The sequence below is a fragment of the Streptosporangium sp. NPDC023615 genome (genome assembly GCF_040640155.1).
In the GTDB taxonomy this organism is placed as follows: Bacteria; Actinomycetota; Actinomycetes; order Streptosporangiales; family Streptosporangiaceae; genus Streptosporangium.
The window spans coordinates 106,631-121,535 of the sequence record NZ_JBFABE010000013.1 but is presented as its reverse complement, the minus strand read 5'-3'; the positions used below and the strand labels follow the sequence as shown (position 1 = coordinate 121,535).

General features: G+C 74.1%; 14 protein-coding genes. 6 read left to right on the top strand and 8 right to left on the bottom strand.

What is annotated here, in order from left to right:
• The first annotated feature begins 24 nt into the window (after positions 1-24).
• Positions 25-1,182, top strand: a complete 1,158-nt coding sequence (locus AB0G16_RS13335) for a damage-control phosphatase ARMT1 family protein (protein WP_362803460.1) — start codon at positions 25-27, stop codon at positions 1,180-1,182.
• Between the two features lie 148 nt (positions 1,183-1,330).
• Here the strand turns inward: AB0G16_RS13335 and AB0G16_RS13330 are convergent, their stop codons facing one another.
• The gene (locus tag AB0G16_RS13330) at positions 1,331-1,999 is read right to left on the bottom strand and encodes an AIM24 family protein (protein WP_362803457.1); all 669 of its coding nucleotides are present in this window, start codon (positions 1,997-1,999) and stop codon (positions 1,331-1,333) included.
• 177 nt (positions 2,000-2,176) lie between these two features.
• Between AB0G16_RS13330 and AB0G16_RS13325 the strand changes: the two genes are divergently transcribed.
• The 4 genes from AB0G16_RS13325 to AB0G16_RS13310 all read left to right on the top strand — a co-directional run bounded on the left by AB0G16_RS13325 (position 2,177) and on the right by AB0G16_RS13310 (position 6,195).
• Positions 2,177-2,947, top strand: coding sequence for a dihydrofolate reductase family protein (locus tag AB0G16_RS13325; RefSeq protein WP_362803454.1), 771 nt, complete (start codon positions 2,177-2,179; stop codon positions 2,945-2,947).
• A 94-nt stretch (positions 2,948-3,041) separates the two neighbouring features.
• Positions 3,042-3,485 carry a dCMP deaminase gene (locus tag AB0G16_RS13320; RefSeq protein ID WP_362803451.1) on the top strand — a complete coding sequence of 148 codons (444 nt, stop codon included), beginning with the start codon at positions 3,042-3,044 and terminating at the stop codon, positions 3,483-3,485.
• 284 nt (positions 3,486-3,769) lie between these two features.
• Complete coding sequence (locus AB0G16_RS13315; protein WP_362803448.1) at positions 3,770-5,104, top strand: glycosyltransferase family 9 protein; 1,335 nt, start codon at positions 3,770-3,772, stop codon at positions 5,102-5,104.
• 65 nt (positions 5,105-5,169) lie between these two features.
• Positions 5,170-6,195: a glycosyltransferase family 9 protein gene (locus tag AB0G16_RS13310; protein ID WP_362803445.1), complete on the top strand. Its 1,026-nt coding sequence runs from the start codon at positions 5,170-5,172 to the stop codon at positions 6,193-6,195.
• A 42-nt stretch (positions 6,196-6,237) separates the two neighbouring features.
• Here the strand turns inward: AB0G16_RS13310 and AB0G16_RS13305 are convergent, their stop codons facing one another.
• From AB0G16_RS13305 to AB0G16_RS13280, 6 genes are all read right to left on the bottom strand, one after another.
• Complete coding sequence (locus AB0G16_RS13305; RefSeq protein WP_362803442.1) at positions 6,238-6,984, bottom strand: hypothetical protein; 747 nt, start codon at positions 6,982-6,984, stop codon at positions 6,238-6,240.
• A 71-nt stretch (positions 6,985-7,055) separates the two neighbouring features.
• Positions 7,056-7,583 (bottom strand): GNAT family N-acetyltransferase, encoded by a 528-nt coding sequence (locus AB0G16_RS13300; RefSeq protein WP_362803439.1) that lies wholly within the window; start codon positions 7,581-7,583, stop codon positions 7,056-7,058.
• Between the two features lie 38 nt (positions 7,584-7,621).
• Positions 7,622-8,803 (bottom strand): ROK family protein, encoded by a 1,182-nt coding sequence (locus tag AB0G16_RS13295; RefSeq protein ID WP_362803436.1) that lies wholly within the window; start codon positions 8,801-8,803, stop codon positions 7,622-7,624.
• Between the two features lie 178 nt (positions 8,804-8,981).
• Complete coding sequence (locus AB0G16_RS13290; RefSeq protein WP_362803433.1) at positions 8,982-10,496, bottom strand: hypothetical protein; 1,515 nt, start codon at positions 10,494-10,496, stop codon at positions 8,982-8,984.
• Positions 10,497-10,706: 210 nt separating this feature from the next.
• Positions 10,707-12,212, bottom strand: coding sequence for a S1 family peptidase (locus AB0G16_RS13285; protein ID WP_362803431.1), 1,506 nt, complete (start codon positions 12,210-12,212; stop codon positions 10,707-10,709).
• An 85-nt stretch (positions 12,213-12,297) separates the two neighbouring features.
• On the bottom strand, positions 12,298-13,257 hold the full coding sequence (locus AB0G16_RS13280; RefSeq protein ID WP_362803428.1) for a LysR family transcriptional regulator: 960 nt from the start codon (positions 13,255-13,257) through the stop codon (positions 12,298-12,300).
• Positions 13,258-13,738: 481 nt separating this feature from the next.
• Here AB0G16_RS13280 and AB0G16_RS13275 point away from each other — a divergent pair, with 481 nt between their 5' ends.
• Positions 13,739-14,149: a hypothetical protein gene (locus AB0G16_RS13275; protein WP_362803426.1), complete on the top strand. Its 411-nt coding sequence runs from the start codon at positions 13,739-13,741 to the stop codon at positions 14,147-14,149.
• A 118-nt stretch (positions 14,150-14,267) separates the two neighbouring features.
• On the opposite strand, the gene AB0G16_RS13270 is transcribed toward AB0G16_RS13275, so the two are convergent.
• A complete protein-coding gene (locus AB0G16_RS13270; RefSeq protein ID WP_362803548.1) occupies positions 14,268-14,867 on the bottom strand; it encodes an AAA family ATPase in 600 nt (199 codons plus the stop codon).
• Positions 14,868-14,905: the final 38 nt, after the last annotated feature.

The following is a 14,905-nucleotide window of genomic DNA, read 5'->3' as shown; positions in this document are numbered from 1 at the left end:
TCCGGGCCTTGCGATCCGCCGGAGTTGCTGAGCGACGTTCCCGGCTCCTTTCCCTGGCGGGTGCTGCACGAACGCCACCCCTCCCTCATCGAGAGGGTCCGCGACGCCACGCCGTACGACAGCCGGGTGAACCGGGCGCTCGACGCGCTCCGGGAGGAGATCGAGGGGGTCATGCGGCCGCTGGAGGCCTCCGCGCACGACCGCGACCTCTGGGAGAGCTGGGACCGCGGCCACCTGGGGCGGCGCTGGGACGAGGTGCCGTTCCTGTGGGCCGAGAGCTACTTCTACCGCAGGCTGCTGTCGGCGGTCGGCTACTTCGAGCCGGGGCCCTGGCGCGGCGTCGACCCGTTCGAGCCCTTCAAGCACGCCGAGCTGATGGGGGAGGCGGTCGACGACGAGCTCCGCGAGCTCCGCGAGCTCCGCGAGCTCCGCGCTCTCGACGCGCCGGGCGGGGGGCCCGCCGGTGAGCGGGCCCAGGCGCTGATCCTCAGGGCGCTGTGGGGCAACCGGGCCGACCTGGTGTTCCGGATCTCGGCGGGGCCCGATCTCGCCGACCGCGAGTCCGGGCTGGTGGCCGACGACAGCGCGCTGCTGTGGTCGCTGACCGCCGCCGCGCGGGTCTGCCTGGTCGCCGACAACGCCGGGAGCGAGCTGCTGCCCGACCTCGTCCTGATCGACCACCTGCTGCACGCGCGCGGGACGGGCCAGGTGATCCTGCACGTCAAGCCCCTGCCGTACTACGTGTCCGACGCCACCGTGACCGACGTGCTGGCCTGCCTGCGGCGGATGTCGGCCGCGGGCGGCGAGGCGGGACGGGTCGCGGAGAGGCTGCGGACGGCGATCGGGTCGGACCGGCTGGTGCTGCGGGCGCACGCCTTCTCCTGCTCGCCGCTGCCCTACCGCGAGATGCCGGTCGGCATGCGCGACGACTTCGCGTCCGCCTCGTTGACGATCATGAAGGGTGACCTGAACTACCGCCGCCTCGTCGGGGACCGGGCCTGGCCGCACACCACCCCCTTCGCCGAGGCCACCGCGTACTTCCCCGGCCCGGTCGCGGCGCTGCGCACCCTGAAGTCCGAGGTCGCGGTCGGCCTGACCGCCGAGACCGTCGAGGCGCTGGAGCGCGCGGGGCGCCCCTGGCTGACCACCGGCACCCACGCGCTGATCCAGGCCAGGGCCTGACCGCCGGGCGCAGGGCTCGGCAGGGCTCGGCTGGGCTCGGCTTGGCTCAGGAGGGTTCGGGTCGACCGTGGGCGGCCTCGGGCCGGGGCCCCGGAGGCTCGGCCCGGCGATCGCGGGAGGGGGCGGTGTGAGGCCCCCGTGGGCGGGCTCAGCCCGAGGCGTGCGGGACGATCGGCCCCTCGCTCGCCTGGACGAGCACGAAGCCCTCCCCGCGGAACGCGAGCTGCGCGGCCTCGCCGCTTCCGCGCCCGATGAGCGCCGCCACCTTCACGGTGCGGTTGACGCCCACCTGGAGACCGGCGCTCCAGCAGACCGCGGACTGGCTGTCGGCGAAGGTCGGCGCCTGGGCGGTGTCGAGCAGCACCGGGGCGCCGTGCGCGGTGACGGCCACCCAGCCGGTCCCGGTGATCGTGGTGTTGAACAGGCCGCCGGTGGCGACACCCGCGCCCTGCACGCGCTGGATGTCCCAGGTGAGCTGCGGGTCGAAGGCGAGCAGGTTGGTGCCGTTGACGGTGAGCGCCTCGTTCTCCAGGTAGAACAGGTGCACGTCGTCGGCGTTGGAGGCGATGAAGATCACCCCTTGGCCGCGGACGCGCATCAGCGGCGCGCCCTCGCCGGTGACCATCTTCTTCAGGAACCGGCCCACCCCCCCGGCGCCCTCGTAGTCGAAGTCCATCTGCCCCTGGAAGGCGACCATCGACCCCTGCCGGGCCATCACCTCCCCGTTCAGGTGCACCCGCAGCATCTTGGCGTTCTGCAGCGTGAAGTGGCCGGGCAGATGACCCTGATCGAGGTTTCCGAAGAACGAGCTTCGCACGGGTGATGCCTCTCGGTGCCGGGGATGTCGCACCCTGTACGACGAGTCCGGCGGCGGTGGAGTTCCCGGACGGCGGGGCGGGGCGGGCGGGCGCCGCGGGCGGGCCGGGTGCGGGGTTGTTACCATCGGCCGGTGCCCGGCGCGGGGGAACCGGTGCCACGACACCGGGGGAGGAACGTGGGAGAGCGTCCGTACGTGCTGCTGAGCTGCGCGATGTCCGTCGACGGCTACATCGACGACGGCTCGCCACGACGGCTGCTGCTCTCCAACGACGAGGACTTCGACCGGGTCGACGCGGTCCGCGCGACCTGTGACGCGATCCTGGTCGGGGCGGGCACCGTACGCGACGACGACCCCAGGCTCCTGGTCCGGTCGCCCCGGCGCATGCGGGAGCGGGCCGCGCGAGGCCTGCCGCCGTCGCCGGCCAAGGTGACGCTGACCGCCACCGGCGACCTCGACCCGGCCGCCGCGTTCTTCACGGCCGGTGACACGCGCAGGATCGTGTACGCCGCCTCCCCGGCCGTGGCGGGGCTCGTCGCCCGTCTCGGCGACGCGGCCGAGGTGGTCGACGCCGGTGGCGCGGCCGGTACGGGCGGCGTGGTCGGCACGCGGGGCGCGGAGGGCGCGACCGGCGCGACCGGCGCGGAGGGCGCGGACGGCGCGGACGGCGCGGGGGTGATCGGGCTCGGCGGGGTCCTCGCCGACCTGCGCGGGCGGGGGGTGCGCCGCCTGATGGTCGAGGGCGGCACGTCGGTCCACACCCGTTTCCTCCGGGAGGACCTCGTCGACGAGCTCCACCTCGTCGTCGCCCCGTTCTTCGTCGGCGACCCCGCCGCCCCGCGTTTCGTCGGGGACGGGGACTTCCCCCGCGACGACCGCCGCCGGATGCGGCTGGCGGAGGTACGCGCGATGGAGGACGTCACCCTGCTGCGTTACCTGCTGACCTGATCACCGCGCGCCCGGGAGAGGGTCGGATCCCCTCCCGGGCCGAGGCCGGCCCTCCCCGCCGGAGGTGCCGGGGTTCCCGTACCGGAGGTGGCCCGTGAACGACCGCGACTGGCTGGAGCTGGCGTGCGACCTGGCGAGGTCGTGCCCGCCCTCGGAGACGGCCTTCTCGGTGGGGGCCGTGGTGGTCTCCGCCGACGGGCGGGAGCTCGCCCGGGGACACTCCCGGGAGACCGACCCGCACGTGCACGCCGAGGAGGCGGCGCTCGCGAAGATCGCCCCCGGTGATCCCCGGCTGGCCGGCGCCACGGTCTACAGCAGCCTGGAGCCGTGCAGTGCGCGCAGGTCCCGTCCGAAGACCTGTACCCGCCTGATCCTGGAGAGCGGAGCGGGCCGGGTGGTGATGGCATGGCGCGAGCCCCTGCTCTTCGTCGACTGCCACGGGGCCGAGGAGCTCGCAGCGGCGGGGGTGGCGGTGCTGGAGATCCCCGACCTGGCGGAGCGCGCCCGCGAGCCCAACGCCCATCTCGTCACCGGCTGAGCGGCCCCGGGGAGCCGCTCGATCCCGTGGGGTCCGCCCCGCCCCGGTGGGACGCGTACCCGGCCGAAGCACGGACAACCGCCAGAATTGTTACTTATAGTGATAAAAGCGGGCGCTTAATGTCCTTAACTGCCTCTATATGCGATTTTTCGGTTTGAGGAACGCAGCTCTCGGTAGTCAGTAGGTATCGAGCGAGAGGCCTGCGCCATGAGATTTCCCGGTGTAGAGGCGATCTTCCACGTTCCGCGGGCCGCCTCCGCGGGCGACGCGAAGACGGGACCGCGGTGAGCGGCACCGTTCTCGTCGCCCGCCTGGACAACGCCGGGGAGGTCCTCCTGGCGGGACCCGCGATCCGGGCGGTGGCGGCGGGCGCGGACGAGGTCGTGCTGCTGACCGGGCCCTACGGCCGGGACGCGGGCGAGCTGCTGCCCGGCGTCTCGCGGACGGTGGAGTGGCGCGCCCCGTGGATCGAGCCCGTCACGTCGCCTCCGACCGCGTCGTCCGTGGGCGCGCCGTCCGCGGTCGTGCCTCCCGTGACCGGGCCGCACGTGCTGAGGCTGCTGCGGATCATCCGGGAGGTGGCGCCCGACCAGGCGCTGATCCTCACCTCGGCCCACGAGTCCCCGCTGCCGCTGGCCCTGCTGTTCAGGCTGGCGGGCGCGTTCAGGATCGTCGCCGCCTCCGACGACCGGGCGGGCTCGCTGCTCGACGTACGGCACGTCGCCGACGAGGGCGCGGACCAGCCCGAGGCCGAACGCATGCTCGGCCTGGCGCGGTCGGCGGGGTTCGACCTCCCGCCGGGGGACGGCGGGCGCCTGGCCGTGCGGCGCCCGCTACCGGAGACCGGTCACCTCACCGGGCCACCGGGTTACGTGGTCGTCCATCCGGGTGTCTCCTGCCCCGCCAGGGCGTGGCCGCTGGAGAGCTGGGCGCGCACCGTCCAGGACCTCGCGCGCTCGGGACGGAGGGTGGTGGTGACCGGCGGCGCCGACGAACGCGTGCTCACCGCGAGGATCGCCTCCGGCGCCGGCCGGCACGGGCTGTCGCCCGGCCCGGTCTTCGCGGGCGGCTGGATGGGGGGCGGGCCCCCGGACGCGGGTGACCGTGGCCGGGGGTGGGGCGGGACCGCCCGTACCGGCGGCTGGGCCGGCCGCCACGCCGGGGGAGGGGTGGAGGGCTGGATCGACGGCCGGATCGGCGGTGAGTCCGCGGCGCCGGGCCGCGCGACCGGCGCCGACCCCCCGGGATCGGCCGGCGGATGGCCGGCCGGGACCGCGGGGAGGTCCGTGACCGACCTGGGGGGCCGTACGACCTTCGCCGAGCTCGCCGCGGTGCTCGCCGGGGCGTGCGCGGTGGTCGCCGCCGACAGCGGCCCGGCCCACCTCGCGGCGGCGGTCGGCACGCCGGTCGTCAGCCTGTTCGCCCCCGTGGCTCCGGCGGGGCGCTGGGCGCCGTACGGCGTCCCGGTGGTGGTCCTCGGGGACCAGCGGGCGCCCTGCCGGGGGACCCGCGCCACCGCCTGCCCGGTCCCCGGGCATCCGTGCCTGTCCTCGGTGGCGAGCACGCAGGTCGTCGAGGCGGTCGGCCGCCTGACGTTCGCGAAGGAGACCGTGACGTGACGTTCACGAAGGAGATCCCGACGATGAAGACCGTGACATGAGGGCCCGGACATGAGGGCCCGGACATGAGCGCCGGCCCCGCGCCGGAACAGGCGGACCCCCTCCCGGCCGATGCCGGGACACGGCACCGGGACGCGGCCGCGCCGGCCCTCAGGGACCGGCCCGTCATGGTGGTGCTGCGCGGGCTGGGCCTGGGGGCCCTGCTGACCGCGGTACCCGCGCTGCGCGCCCTGCGGCGCGCCCACCCCGGGCATCGGATCGTGCTGGCCGTGCCCTCCGCCCTCGCGCCGCTGGTGCCGCTGATCGGCTGCGTGGACGAGGTGTGCGACGTCGCCGGTCCGGGCCATGTCCCGCCGCTCGGCCGGGGCGTGGACGTCGCCGTCAACCTGTACGGCGGCGGCCCGCACGGGGTCGCCGCGCTGCACCGCACCGGCCCGGCCCGGCTGCTGACCCACGCGCATCCCGCCTTCCCCGCCGTGCCCGGGCCGCCCTGGCGGGACGGCGTGCACGAGGTACGACGCTGGTGCGACCTCCTCGGCTGGTACGGCATCCCTGCGGATCCGGCGGACCTGGCGCTGGAGCGTCCCGTCCGCGCCGAGGGGGCGCCCCGGCCGGTCGTCGTGCACCCCGGTGCCGCCTACCCGGCCAGGCGCTGGCCGCCGGAACGGTTCGCCCTGGTGGCCGCGGCGCTGCTGGAGGACGGGCACGACGTGGTGGTCACCGGCAGCGCCAGGGAGCGCGATCTCGCCGAGCGGGTGGCGCTGCTCGCGCGGCTGCCGTCCGCGTGCGTGCTCGCCGGGCGCACCGGGCCCGTGGAACTGGCCGCCCTGGTGGCCGGGGCGGGCCTGGTGATCTGCGGGGACACCGGTGTGGCCCACCTGGCGACCGCGTTCGCCACCCCGTCGGTGGTGATCTTCGGCCCGGTCACGCCCGCGCTGTGGGGACCCCCGGAGACGGGACCGCACGCCGTGCTCTGGGCCGGGAGCCAGGGCGACCCGTACGCCTACCGGCCCGACCCGGGCCTGCTGGAGGTCGGCGTCCGGGACGTCCTCGGCGCCGCGGAACGCCTGCTGGAGGTGAGCGTGCGCTGAGGGTCCGACGGGTGGTGGTCACCGGTGGCGTCGGGGCGGCGATCAGGCGTGGCCGTAGCCGTGGGCGTCGCCGTGGGCGTCGGCGCGGACGAGGCGGAGGAACGCCTTGAGGCCGGTGATGACCTCGTGGTTGTCGGTGAGACCGTCCACGGTGTCCTCGAAACGCCGGGCGAGCCCGGTGATCCGGCGGTCCAGGGCCTCGTCGCCGTCGCGCAGGGCGGCACGGAGCGACCCGGCGTCCTCCCGGAGCCGCTCGGTCGTCTCGGTCAGCGCGGCCACCTGGGCGGTCAGGCCGTCCACCCTGGCCACGAGCGAGACGACGTCCTCGCGGGGATGCCGGGCCTCGCTCATCAGCGTGCCGACCCGCTCGCGCAGGTGCGACAGGTAGGCGCCCGCCGGGCGGAAGCCCGTGCTCAGCAGGTAGAAACCCGCGAAGTAGTAGCCCACCGACGCGCCGGAGAAGTAGGTGATGACCGCCAGGACCAGAGCCGAGACGAGGTGGCCGCCGATGGCGAACCGGCGCATCCGCCGGGCGATCTCCCGCGCCTCGGCCTCGTGCCCGGCGGGCACCTCGATGCCGCGCTCCCGGGACACGTGGATCTCGTGCACCACCTGGCGTGCCCCGAAGTAGAGGTTCCACGGCAGGGTGAGGATCACGATCAGCCAGATCAGGCTGACCGCGCCGAGCCCCAGGGACAGGAACGTGGAGAGCGGGACGTCGGCGTACACGAGCAACCACGCCGCGACCACCGTGCCGACGAGCGCGACCAGGAAGATCCACCATTTCATGGTCCGACCCTCTCGAGGATCACGGGGGCCCGGGAGGGGTGGGACACTCATCCGCGCCTGGGCGTTCCTACTCAGATCGGCCCGTGCTCCGGGCCCGCGGCCTCGTCCCGGTCCGAACTCCACACGACCTCGCCGTCCACCCTGCCGGTGGTCGGTGCCAGTCCCGCGCGGCGCGCCACCGCCGCCGAGGCGGCATGGTCCGGGTGGACGGCGGCGACGACGACGGTGACGCCGCGTTCCCGGAGGCGGTGGACGAGCGCGACGGCGGCCTCCCCGGCGATGCCCCGGCCCTGCCAGGCCGTCCCCACCACCCAGGCCACGGACGCGCGGTCGCCGGTGACGGTCGCCTGGACGTAGCCGACCAGCCGGTCCGGACCGTCGAGGCGGATCACCCAGTTGAGCCACGACTCCGCGTGGCCGGCCGGGGGACCGGCGACCAGGCGGGCGTAGCGGTCACGGAGCCGCTCGGGGGTGTCCGGCGAGCCACCGGTGAAGATGTGCAGGGCGGGGTTGCCGAGCACCTCGGCCATCTCGGCCGCGTGGCGTACCGCCAGGGGCTCCAGCGTGAGCCGGGCGGTCCTCATCGGTTCGGCGTCCATGGTCGGACGAGTGTCCCACGAGCGCCGCCGCGCCCCGGTCAGACGGCGGTGATGGAGCGGTCGACGATTCCCGGTGCCAGGACGTGCTCGATGACCATGACCGCGGCGCCGATCATGCCCGCCCGGTCGCCCAGCTCGCTGGCGGTGATCGTCAGGTGCTGGGTCGCCAGGGGCAGCGACCGGCTGTAGATGACCTCTCGCAGGCCCGCGAGGACCTGCTCCCCGGCCTCGGAGATGTCGCCGCCGACCACGATCACCGCGGGGTTGAAGAAGTTGACGATCGAGGCGAGCACGTCGCCGACCTCGCGGCCCGCCTGCCTGATGAGCTGGACCGCCTGCGTGTTGCCGGCCCGCACCAGGCGGACCACGTCGCGGCTGTCCTCGGCCTCCACCCCGTTCGCCCGGAGCCGGGTGGCCATGGCGGCGCCGCCGGCGACGGCCTCCAGGCAGCCGCGGTTGCCGCAGCGGCAGACGGTGTCGAGCCCGGAGGCCACCCGGATGTGGCCGATGTCGCCGGCCGCGCCCTGGGCGCCCCGGTGCAGGCGGCGGTCGCTGATGATGCCGCAGCCGATACCGGTGCCGATCTTTATGAAGATGAGGTGGTCGGCCTCGGGGCGGGCCGCCCAGTGCTCGCCGAGCGCCATGATGTTCACGTCGTTGTCGACGAGGACGGGGACGCCGAGGCGCGAGCCGAGCCACTCGGGGACGGGGAAGCCGTCCCAGCCCGGCATTATCGGCGGGTTGACCGGGCGTCCCGAGCCGTACTCGACCGGGCCGGGAAGACCGACGCCGACGCCGCAGACCTGGTCGAGGCGGTGGCCGGTCTCGGCGAGCATGTCCTCGAAGGTGCGCCGCAGCGAGCCGAGGGTCTCCTCCGGGCCGAGGTCGATGGGCATCTCGATCGCGCGCTCGGTCAGGACCGCGGTGCCGAGATCGGTGATCGCGACCCGGGCGTGGGTGGCGCCCAGGTCGGCGGCCAGGACGACGCGGGCGGTGCGGTTGAACGTGAAGGCGATGGCGGGGCGGCCCCCGGAGGAGATGGCCTCCTCGGTCGGCACGATCCACTGCAGGCTCACCAGCGCGTCGAGGCGCTGGGCGAGGGTGGACCTGGCCAGCCCGGTCAGCTGGACCAGCTCGGCCCTGGTCCGGGCCCGGCCGTCGCGCAGGATGCTCAGAAGCGCCCCGGCTCCTGCGATCGAGCCGTTCGCCTCGTTGCTCATGCGCACAGTCAGCACTCCTCGTCTCACCGTTGAAGGACTTACGTCCGTCAACGGCTCCATTATGCCCAGCGGAGAGGTACTTTTGACGACCGCCGACGTAAGACGTGTGATGTGTGACGTGTGAGTCGTCCGGGCGCTCCCGAGCCTTCGGGCCGCCCGGACTTGCGGGCCGCAGGCTTCAGGGCGCCCCGCTTCCGTCCGGGAGGCCCGGTGCCCGCCGGGGACGGCGGAAGAACGCGGCCACCGCGTAGGGGTCGACGGGGTCGGTGAGCAGGGCGAGCATCTCCCGCCGCCGTTCCCGATCGACCTTGAAGGGGTGGCCGAACACGTGCGGGCCCGCGCCGTCGCTCAGCACCCTGGTCAGCATCAGGTCGCCGGGCAGCGCCTGCCCGGCGAGCAGCTCGTCGGTCAGCGTCACCCGCTCCCCGCCGCCGGGGGCGCCCCCGGAGACGCCGCCCTCGGAGGCGGTGCTCCCGTCGGCGGCGCCCCCGGAGACGGCGGCGGCCACGGTGATCTCGTCCCCGGACACGTCCAGGACCTCCCACAGCCGCAGCGGCGTCCGCCGCCAGGACTCCAGCAGCTCCACCTCGTCCTCGCGCAGCCAGTCGCCCCGCGTGGCCAGGAACTCGCCGACGACGTCGTTCTCGAACAACGCCAGGTCCGCCAGGGCGGGCTCGGCCACCCGGACGCTCAGCCCGATCAGGTCCTCGATCAGCCTCCTGCGGGCCGGACGGTAGGCGTACACGAGCAACTGGCGGAACAGGTGCGCGGCCCGTCCGGGCAGCGGGGCGCCGGGGTCGGTGCGGCAGGCGGCGTAATCGGCCGCGTCGCGCTCGGCAGGTGCCAGGCCGGGGGAGAGGGAGAGCACCTCGGAGATCAGCCCGGCCGCCTCGAACGAGCGGCCCTCGCCCTCGGCCGACCGTGCGAGGAGCAGCAGCGCGGCGGGTTCGTCGCGGGGCAGCGCCTCGGCCACGGCCGGGGCGAGCGGCTCGCGCTCCACCTCGTCGGCGACCCTGGCGAGCACCGTCTCCGAACGGGAGAGGTAGGAGACGGCCTTGGACAGGTCGGCGCCCTCGCCGTGGGCGCGGAGCGCGCTGCGCACCAGGGCCAGCCTGATGATGTCCAGCGGCGCGAGGTCGGCCACCGACGCCACGTCCCACGGCGCGCCGACGATGCCCACCCGGCCGTCGCGCAGCTCCAGGGAGGCGTTGCGCAGCAGCGGGGCCAGCGGCGGCAGCGGGTCGGCGAAGGTCTCGGGCGCCTTCATCAGCAGCTCCAGGACCACGACGTCGACCGGCACGCCCGGGCTGGGCTCCAGGCCCTCGGCGAAGGCGCGCAGCGCGTCGAGCGCCTGCTCCCCGAACTCCTGGACGACCCGCATCGCCCGTTCGGCGGGAACGTCCTCCAGCTCCGCCACCGACACCTCCAGGGCGCCCCCGCGCAGGCGCAGCGCGACCACCTGGCCGGGCTCCACCCCGGCCAGCCAGCCGTCGGGCCCGGTCAGCACGGGTTCGCCGGTGTCCATCGAGGTACGGACCCGGCCGCCGCCGGCCAGGGGGACCCCGTCGCCGTCGGCCAGCCGTGCCCACAGCCTCAGGTCGTCGGAGGCCGGCAGCACCCCGCTCGACAGCTCGGCCCGGGTGGCGAGGTGCGTCAGCACCGCGCCCTCGCTCAGCGTCAGAAGCTCGCTCATTCCCTCATTGTTCTCGACGCCCCGGCACGGCGGCGCCGCCCTCCCCCCTTTCGGAGCCCGTGCGGTCCGGGAGGGGGGAGGGCGGCTGGGGGGTGCGGCCGGGGCCGTGGGACCGCCGGGACCGGCCCGGAGGTGGTTCTCGGGCCCGGGGCCGTCCCGGCGGGGTGCGCGGTGGCCGGTTCCGTCACGGCCCCGGCCGGGGCCGGCGTGCTACGGCCTGGTCAGGCCGAGGGTGTAGGAGCCCGAGCCGCTGTAGGCGTGGACCCGGACCCGGTAGGTGCCCGCGGTGCCGTTGTAGGTGAAGGCCTCGTCGGCGCTGGGGGTGGTCCCGCTGGCCACGGTGGTCCAGGTGGAGCCGCTCAGCTTCTGCAGGTAGACGTCGTAGTCGGTGCCGTTGGGGCCGTCCAGGCAGACGCGGTGGACGCCCGCGGCGGCGCTGTAGCCGGCGGTGCCGGGCTGGTAGGCGTTGGCGTTGGAGGTCAGCGAGCCGGTGTAGGTGTTGGTGTAGCCGGTGCAGCCGGTGGGCGGCGGGTTGGTCCCGCTGGTCACCAGGGTGAGCCCGTACACCGAGAGGATCTCGTTGATCGGCTGGTGGTAGGTGGTGCCGCCGGAGGTGCAGTTGCCCGAGCCGCCGGAGGTGACGCCCTGGGCCTGGGTGCCGGAGATGTAGGAGCCGCCGGAGTCGCCGGGCTCGGCGCAGACCGTGGTGCGGGTCAGGCCCGTGATGGTGCCCTCGGGGTAGGTGACGCTGGTGTTGTGCTGGCTGATGGTGCCGCAGCGGTACTGGGTGGTGGAGCCCGAGCGGCAGATGGAGCTGCCCACGACCTGCTGGGTGGAGCCGTTGACCGGCAGGATGCCCGCACTGTAGCCGTTCACCACGCCGGTGGGCGTCCAGTTGGCGTTGACCGCGACCCAGGCGTAGTCGTTGCCCGGGAAGGAGGAACCCTGGAAGGTGCCCTGGGCGACCCGGTTGAAGCCCTGGGTGGCGGTGCCGACGTCGCCGCAGTGGCCGGCGGTGGCGAAGCCGCCCTGGCTGCCGCGGGTGACCGAGAAGCCGACCGAGCACCGGCCGCCCATGTAGAAGGCGTCACCGCCGCGCACGTCGTACAGCGGGGTGGGGTTCTCCTGCGAGGCCTCGACGCGGACCAGCGAGGTGTCGACGCCGCTGCCGTTCACGAACGCCTGGGCCTCGGCGGTGTCGCGCGCCAGCACGACGACGCTGTTGGTGCGCACGTCGACGTACCAGGAGGGGACCGACTTCGGCGCGCTGCTCACGAGCCCGTCGAGCGTGGCCTTGGCCGCCTCCAGCGTGGCCAGGGAGTTCTTGAAGAGCTTGACCTCCGCGCCGGACCTGGCCAGGGAGGCGACCTTGGTGGAGTCGCTGGTGGCGACGACCATCTCCGAGGTGGGGCCGTTCACCCACGCTCCGGCGTAGGCGGCGCCGAGCTGTCCCCGCAGGGCGGGCTCGATCTTGGCGGCGGCGGCCTCGTTGACGAGACGCGCGGCGGCCTGCGCGCCGGTGCCGCCGAGGTCGCGCCGGATGGCGTCGATCAGCCCCGGGGACGGCTTGGCGGCGGTCGCCGCCACCTGGGCGCGGGCCTCGGCGAGGGTGTAGGGCGCGGCGGGGGCCTCGCCGGGACCCTGAGCCATGGCGGGGGCGGCCACCATGGTGAGAGCGAGCGCGAAGCCCGCCGTCATGGCACTTCTGCGGAGCATTGGTTCTCTCCTCGTGTGGGGGGTGACGTCAAGGTAACGGCCCCCCCGCACGTTATGGCTCTACCAAATGTCCCCTATCGTCACGTTATGGAGTGGTTCCTAGACCAGGGTTTCCGGTCAGCCACTCGGCGTACCTTCTGCTCCGCCCGACCGCGTCGGCGTGCGAGGCCTTGGCGTGCTCGAGGATCGACGCCGCGACCGCGGCGCTGGACGACTCCGGATGCCAGCCGAACAGCTGCCGCCAGCGCAGCGGGGCGCCGGCGATCGGGACCAGCCTCAGCCCCTCGGCGGGCTGGAAGGTGGCCTGGCAGAGGGCGGCGGCACGGCCCACCTTGGCGAGGTGCATGCAGGTGGCCACGTCGGTCTCGTAGATGGTCCGGGGGGTGAAGCCCGCGCGGGCGCAGGCCGTGGCGAAGCAGTCGCCGAAGCAGCTGTCGCCGGGGGTGACCGTCCACTGCTCGTCGGCCAGCTCGGCCAGCTCCACCTCCTTCCTGTCCACCAGGGGATGGTCCTCGTTGAGCAGGACGAAGACCGGGTCGGTGCCCACCGTCGACCACACCACCGGCCCCTCCACCGGAGGCGGGCTCTCCCCGCACGCCCCGATGAACGCGAAGTCGATCCGGCCGAGCATCACCATGGTGGTGAGCTCCTTGGCGGACCAGGAGGTGTGGGTGCTGACGGGCGTGTTGGGCCAGGCGGTGGCGAGGCGGTCCATCAGGCCGCCGAGGATCGGCCCGTTGGTGGCGCCCAGCCGGTAGCTGGGGACGTCGGAGTTGGCATTGGCGAACCTGAGGGCCTCCTCCTGGAGTTCACGGGCCGCGGGCAGCAGCACCATCGCCCTTGACAGCACCAGCTCCCCCAGGGGTGTGGGCCGTGCGCCGTTGTGGTCGCGTTCGAAGAGAGCTCCCCCGAGTACCCGCTCTATCCGTTTGAGTTGCGCGGTCAGCGCGGGTTGTGCCAGTCCGAGGTGCGTGGCGGCCTTGGTGACGCTACCTGCCTGGGCCACCGCGCGCACGATCTTGAGGTGTCGGAGCTCGAGATCCATACCGGGAACGTAAGGCCGCAACGTTATGGCCGCAATGCAAAGTTGTCATGAAATATGACTCAATTTTGTCGGATCGTTCCAAAGGGTGTTGCGGAGGGGAAAACAGATTACTTCCGGCTAGCCGTTTTTGTCTGCTGTGTCGTAAAACACCCATTCCGTCCCAGGTGGGGGTGGGGGATTCGACGTCGCTTACCACTCGAGCACGGGACGTGGGATACATCTCTGTTTCGGTCAGGCCGACCGGTGATATCTCAGCATGCGGGATCAGGGTGCCTCTCCCGTGCGGTTCGTCCGATCATCCCTTCTCCTCCCCGGGGGAGGACGTCCGGGAGCGCGGGGCGGGCCGCCGGGGGACGGTGGCGGAGGGCGGGCATCGAAGCGAAGATCGGCATGGACATCGGCATGGACATCGGCATGGACATCGGCATCGGCGTGGACGTCGGCGCGAGGGATTGGGACGGGTGGGCGGATGGGAATCGAGGTGTTTCTGATCCTTCTGGGGGCGTTGACGGTGGTGATCGGAGGGATGCTGTGGAGGCCCCGGACCAGGCTCCGGGCCTGGGGCCCGCGGAGGCGGAGGGACGAGGACGAGCAGGCCCCCACGCGGAGGGAGGTGCCGGTCGCGGCGCACGACGTCCGGGCGGGAACGGGGTTGCCGTGGCCGGTGCGCTCGTACTACGTCGGGGTGACCGCGCCCGGGGAGACGGGCGGCGACTACCAGGAGTGGGAGGTGAACTGGCCGCAGGTGAGCCAGTGGGCGGCGGCGGAGTCGCGCAAGGCGGGCGTGGGAGAGGTGTGGGTGGTGTACGAGGACCGGTCGGCGCGGGCGAACACGGTGTGGACCTGGAAGGGCGGGAGGCTGGTGGGCGCACGCGCCCTTCCCTGGACATGACGGCCACCCGCCGGCGGGCGCGGCGACGGCGGGTGGCGGCGACGGCTCGGAGGGGAGGACGCGCCGACGTTCCCGGGAGGACGGACGGCGCCGACGCCCCGGAGAGGACGGATGGGCGCTAACGGCCCGGGGGGGAGTGGCCGCCGTGAGGGGGCCGGTCCCGCCTGGGGGTGACGAGCCGGTGCAGTTGCGAGGCGAGCGAGGGCGCGCCGGGACGGTTGTCGATCTCGTCGTGCGGGACGACGGGCGGCTCGTCCACCCGGATGGCCCGCAGGTACTCCTCGAAGCGGCCGAGCTTGCCCGCGTCCCTGGCCAGGCCCCTGGCCTCCAGTCTGGCGCGGAGGGACGGGCCGTCCGAGCGGACCCAGAGCAGGCGCACTGGCGGCCCGCCCAGCCGCCCGACCCAGCGTTCCCAGACGGCCGCGTCGTGGACCTGGGTGGTGAAGGGGCCTTCCAGCAGCACCGGGCAGCCGTGTGAGCGGATCTGCCGGGCGACCTCGGTCAGGCCCTCGTACTCGTGCCGCTTGACGTGCTCGTCGTACCAGGGACCCTCGCGCTCGCCCTCGTCGCGGCCGTGCGCGCGCAGGGTGGCCGCCACGAAGCCGCCGTAGACGGTGTCCTTGTCGAGCAGGGCGGGCACCGGATCCAGCAGCGCCGGCAGCGCCGCCGCCACGGTCGACTTGCCGGCCCCCGGCGGGCCGCTCACCACCCACAGCACCGCCGGCCCCGGCGCGCCCGGACCGCCCCGGGACGCGC

Excerpts from the sequence above, each read along its gene's own strand:
- AB0G16_RS13310 (WP_362803445.1), top strand. The coding sequence starts at position 5,170 with ATGAGCGCCGGCCCCGCGCCGGAACAGGCGGACCCCCTCCCGGCCGAT.
- AB0G16_RS13305 (WP_362803442.1), bottom strand. The coding sequence starts at position 6,984 with ATGAAATGGTGGATCTTCCTGGTCGCGCTCGTCGGCACGGTGGTCGCG.
- AB0G16_RS13300 (WP_362803439.1), bottom strand. The coding sequence starts at position 7,583 with ATGGACGCCGAACCGATGAGGACCGCCCGGCTCACGCTGGAGCCCCTG.
- AB0G16_RS13295 (WP_362803436.1), bottom strand. The coding sequence starts at position 8,803 with ATGAGCAACGAGGCGAACGGCTCGATCGCAGGAGCCGGGGCGCTTCTG.
- AB0G16_RS13290 (WP_362803433.1), bottom strand. The coding sequence starts at position 10,496 with ATGAGCGAGCTTCTGACGCTGAGCGAGGGCGCGGTGCTGACGCACCTC.
- AB0G16_RS13285 (WP_362803431.1), bottom strand. The coding sequence starts at position 12,212 with ATGCTCCGCAGAAGTGCCATGACGGCGGGCTTCGCGCTCGCTCTCACC.
- AB0G16_RS13280 (WP_362803428.1), bottom strand. The coding sequence starts at position 13,257 with ATGGATCTCGAGCTCCGACACCTCAAGATCGTGCGCGCGGTGGCCCAG.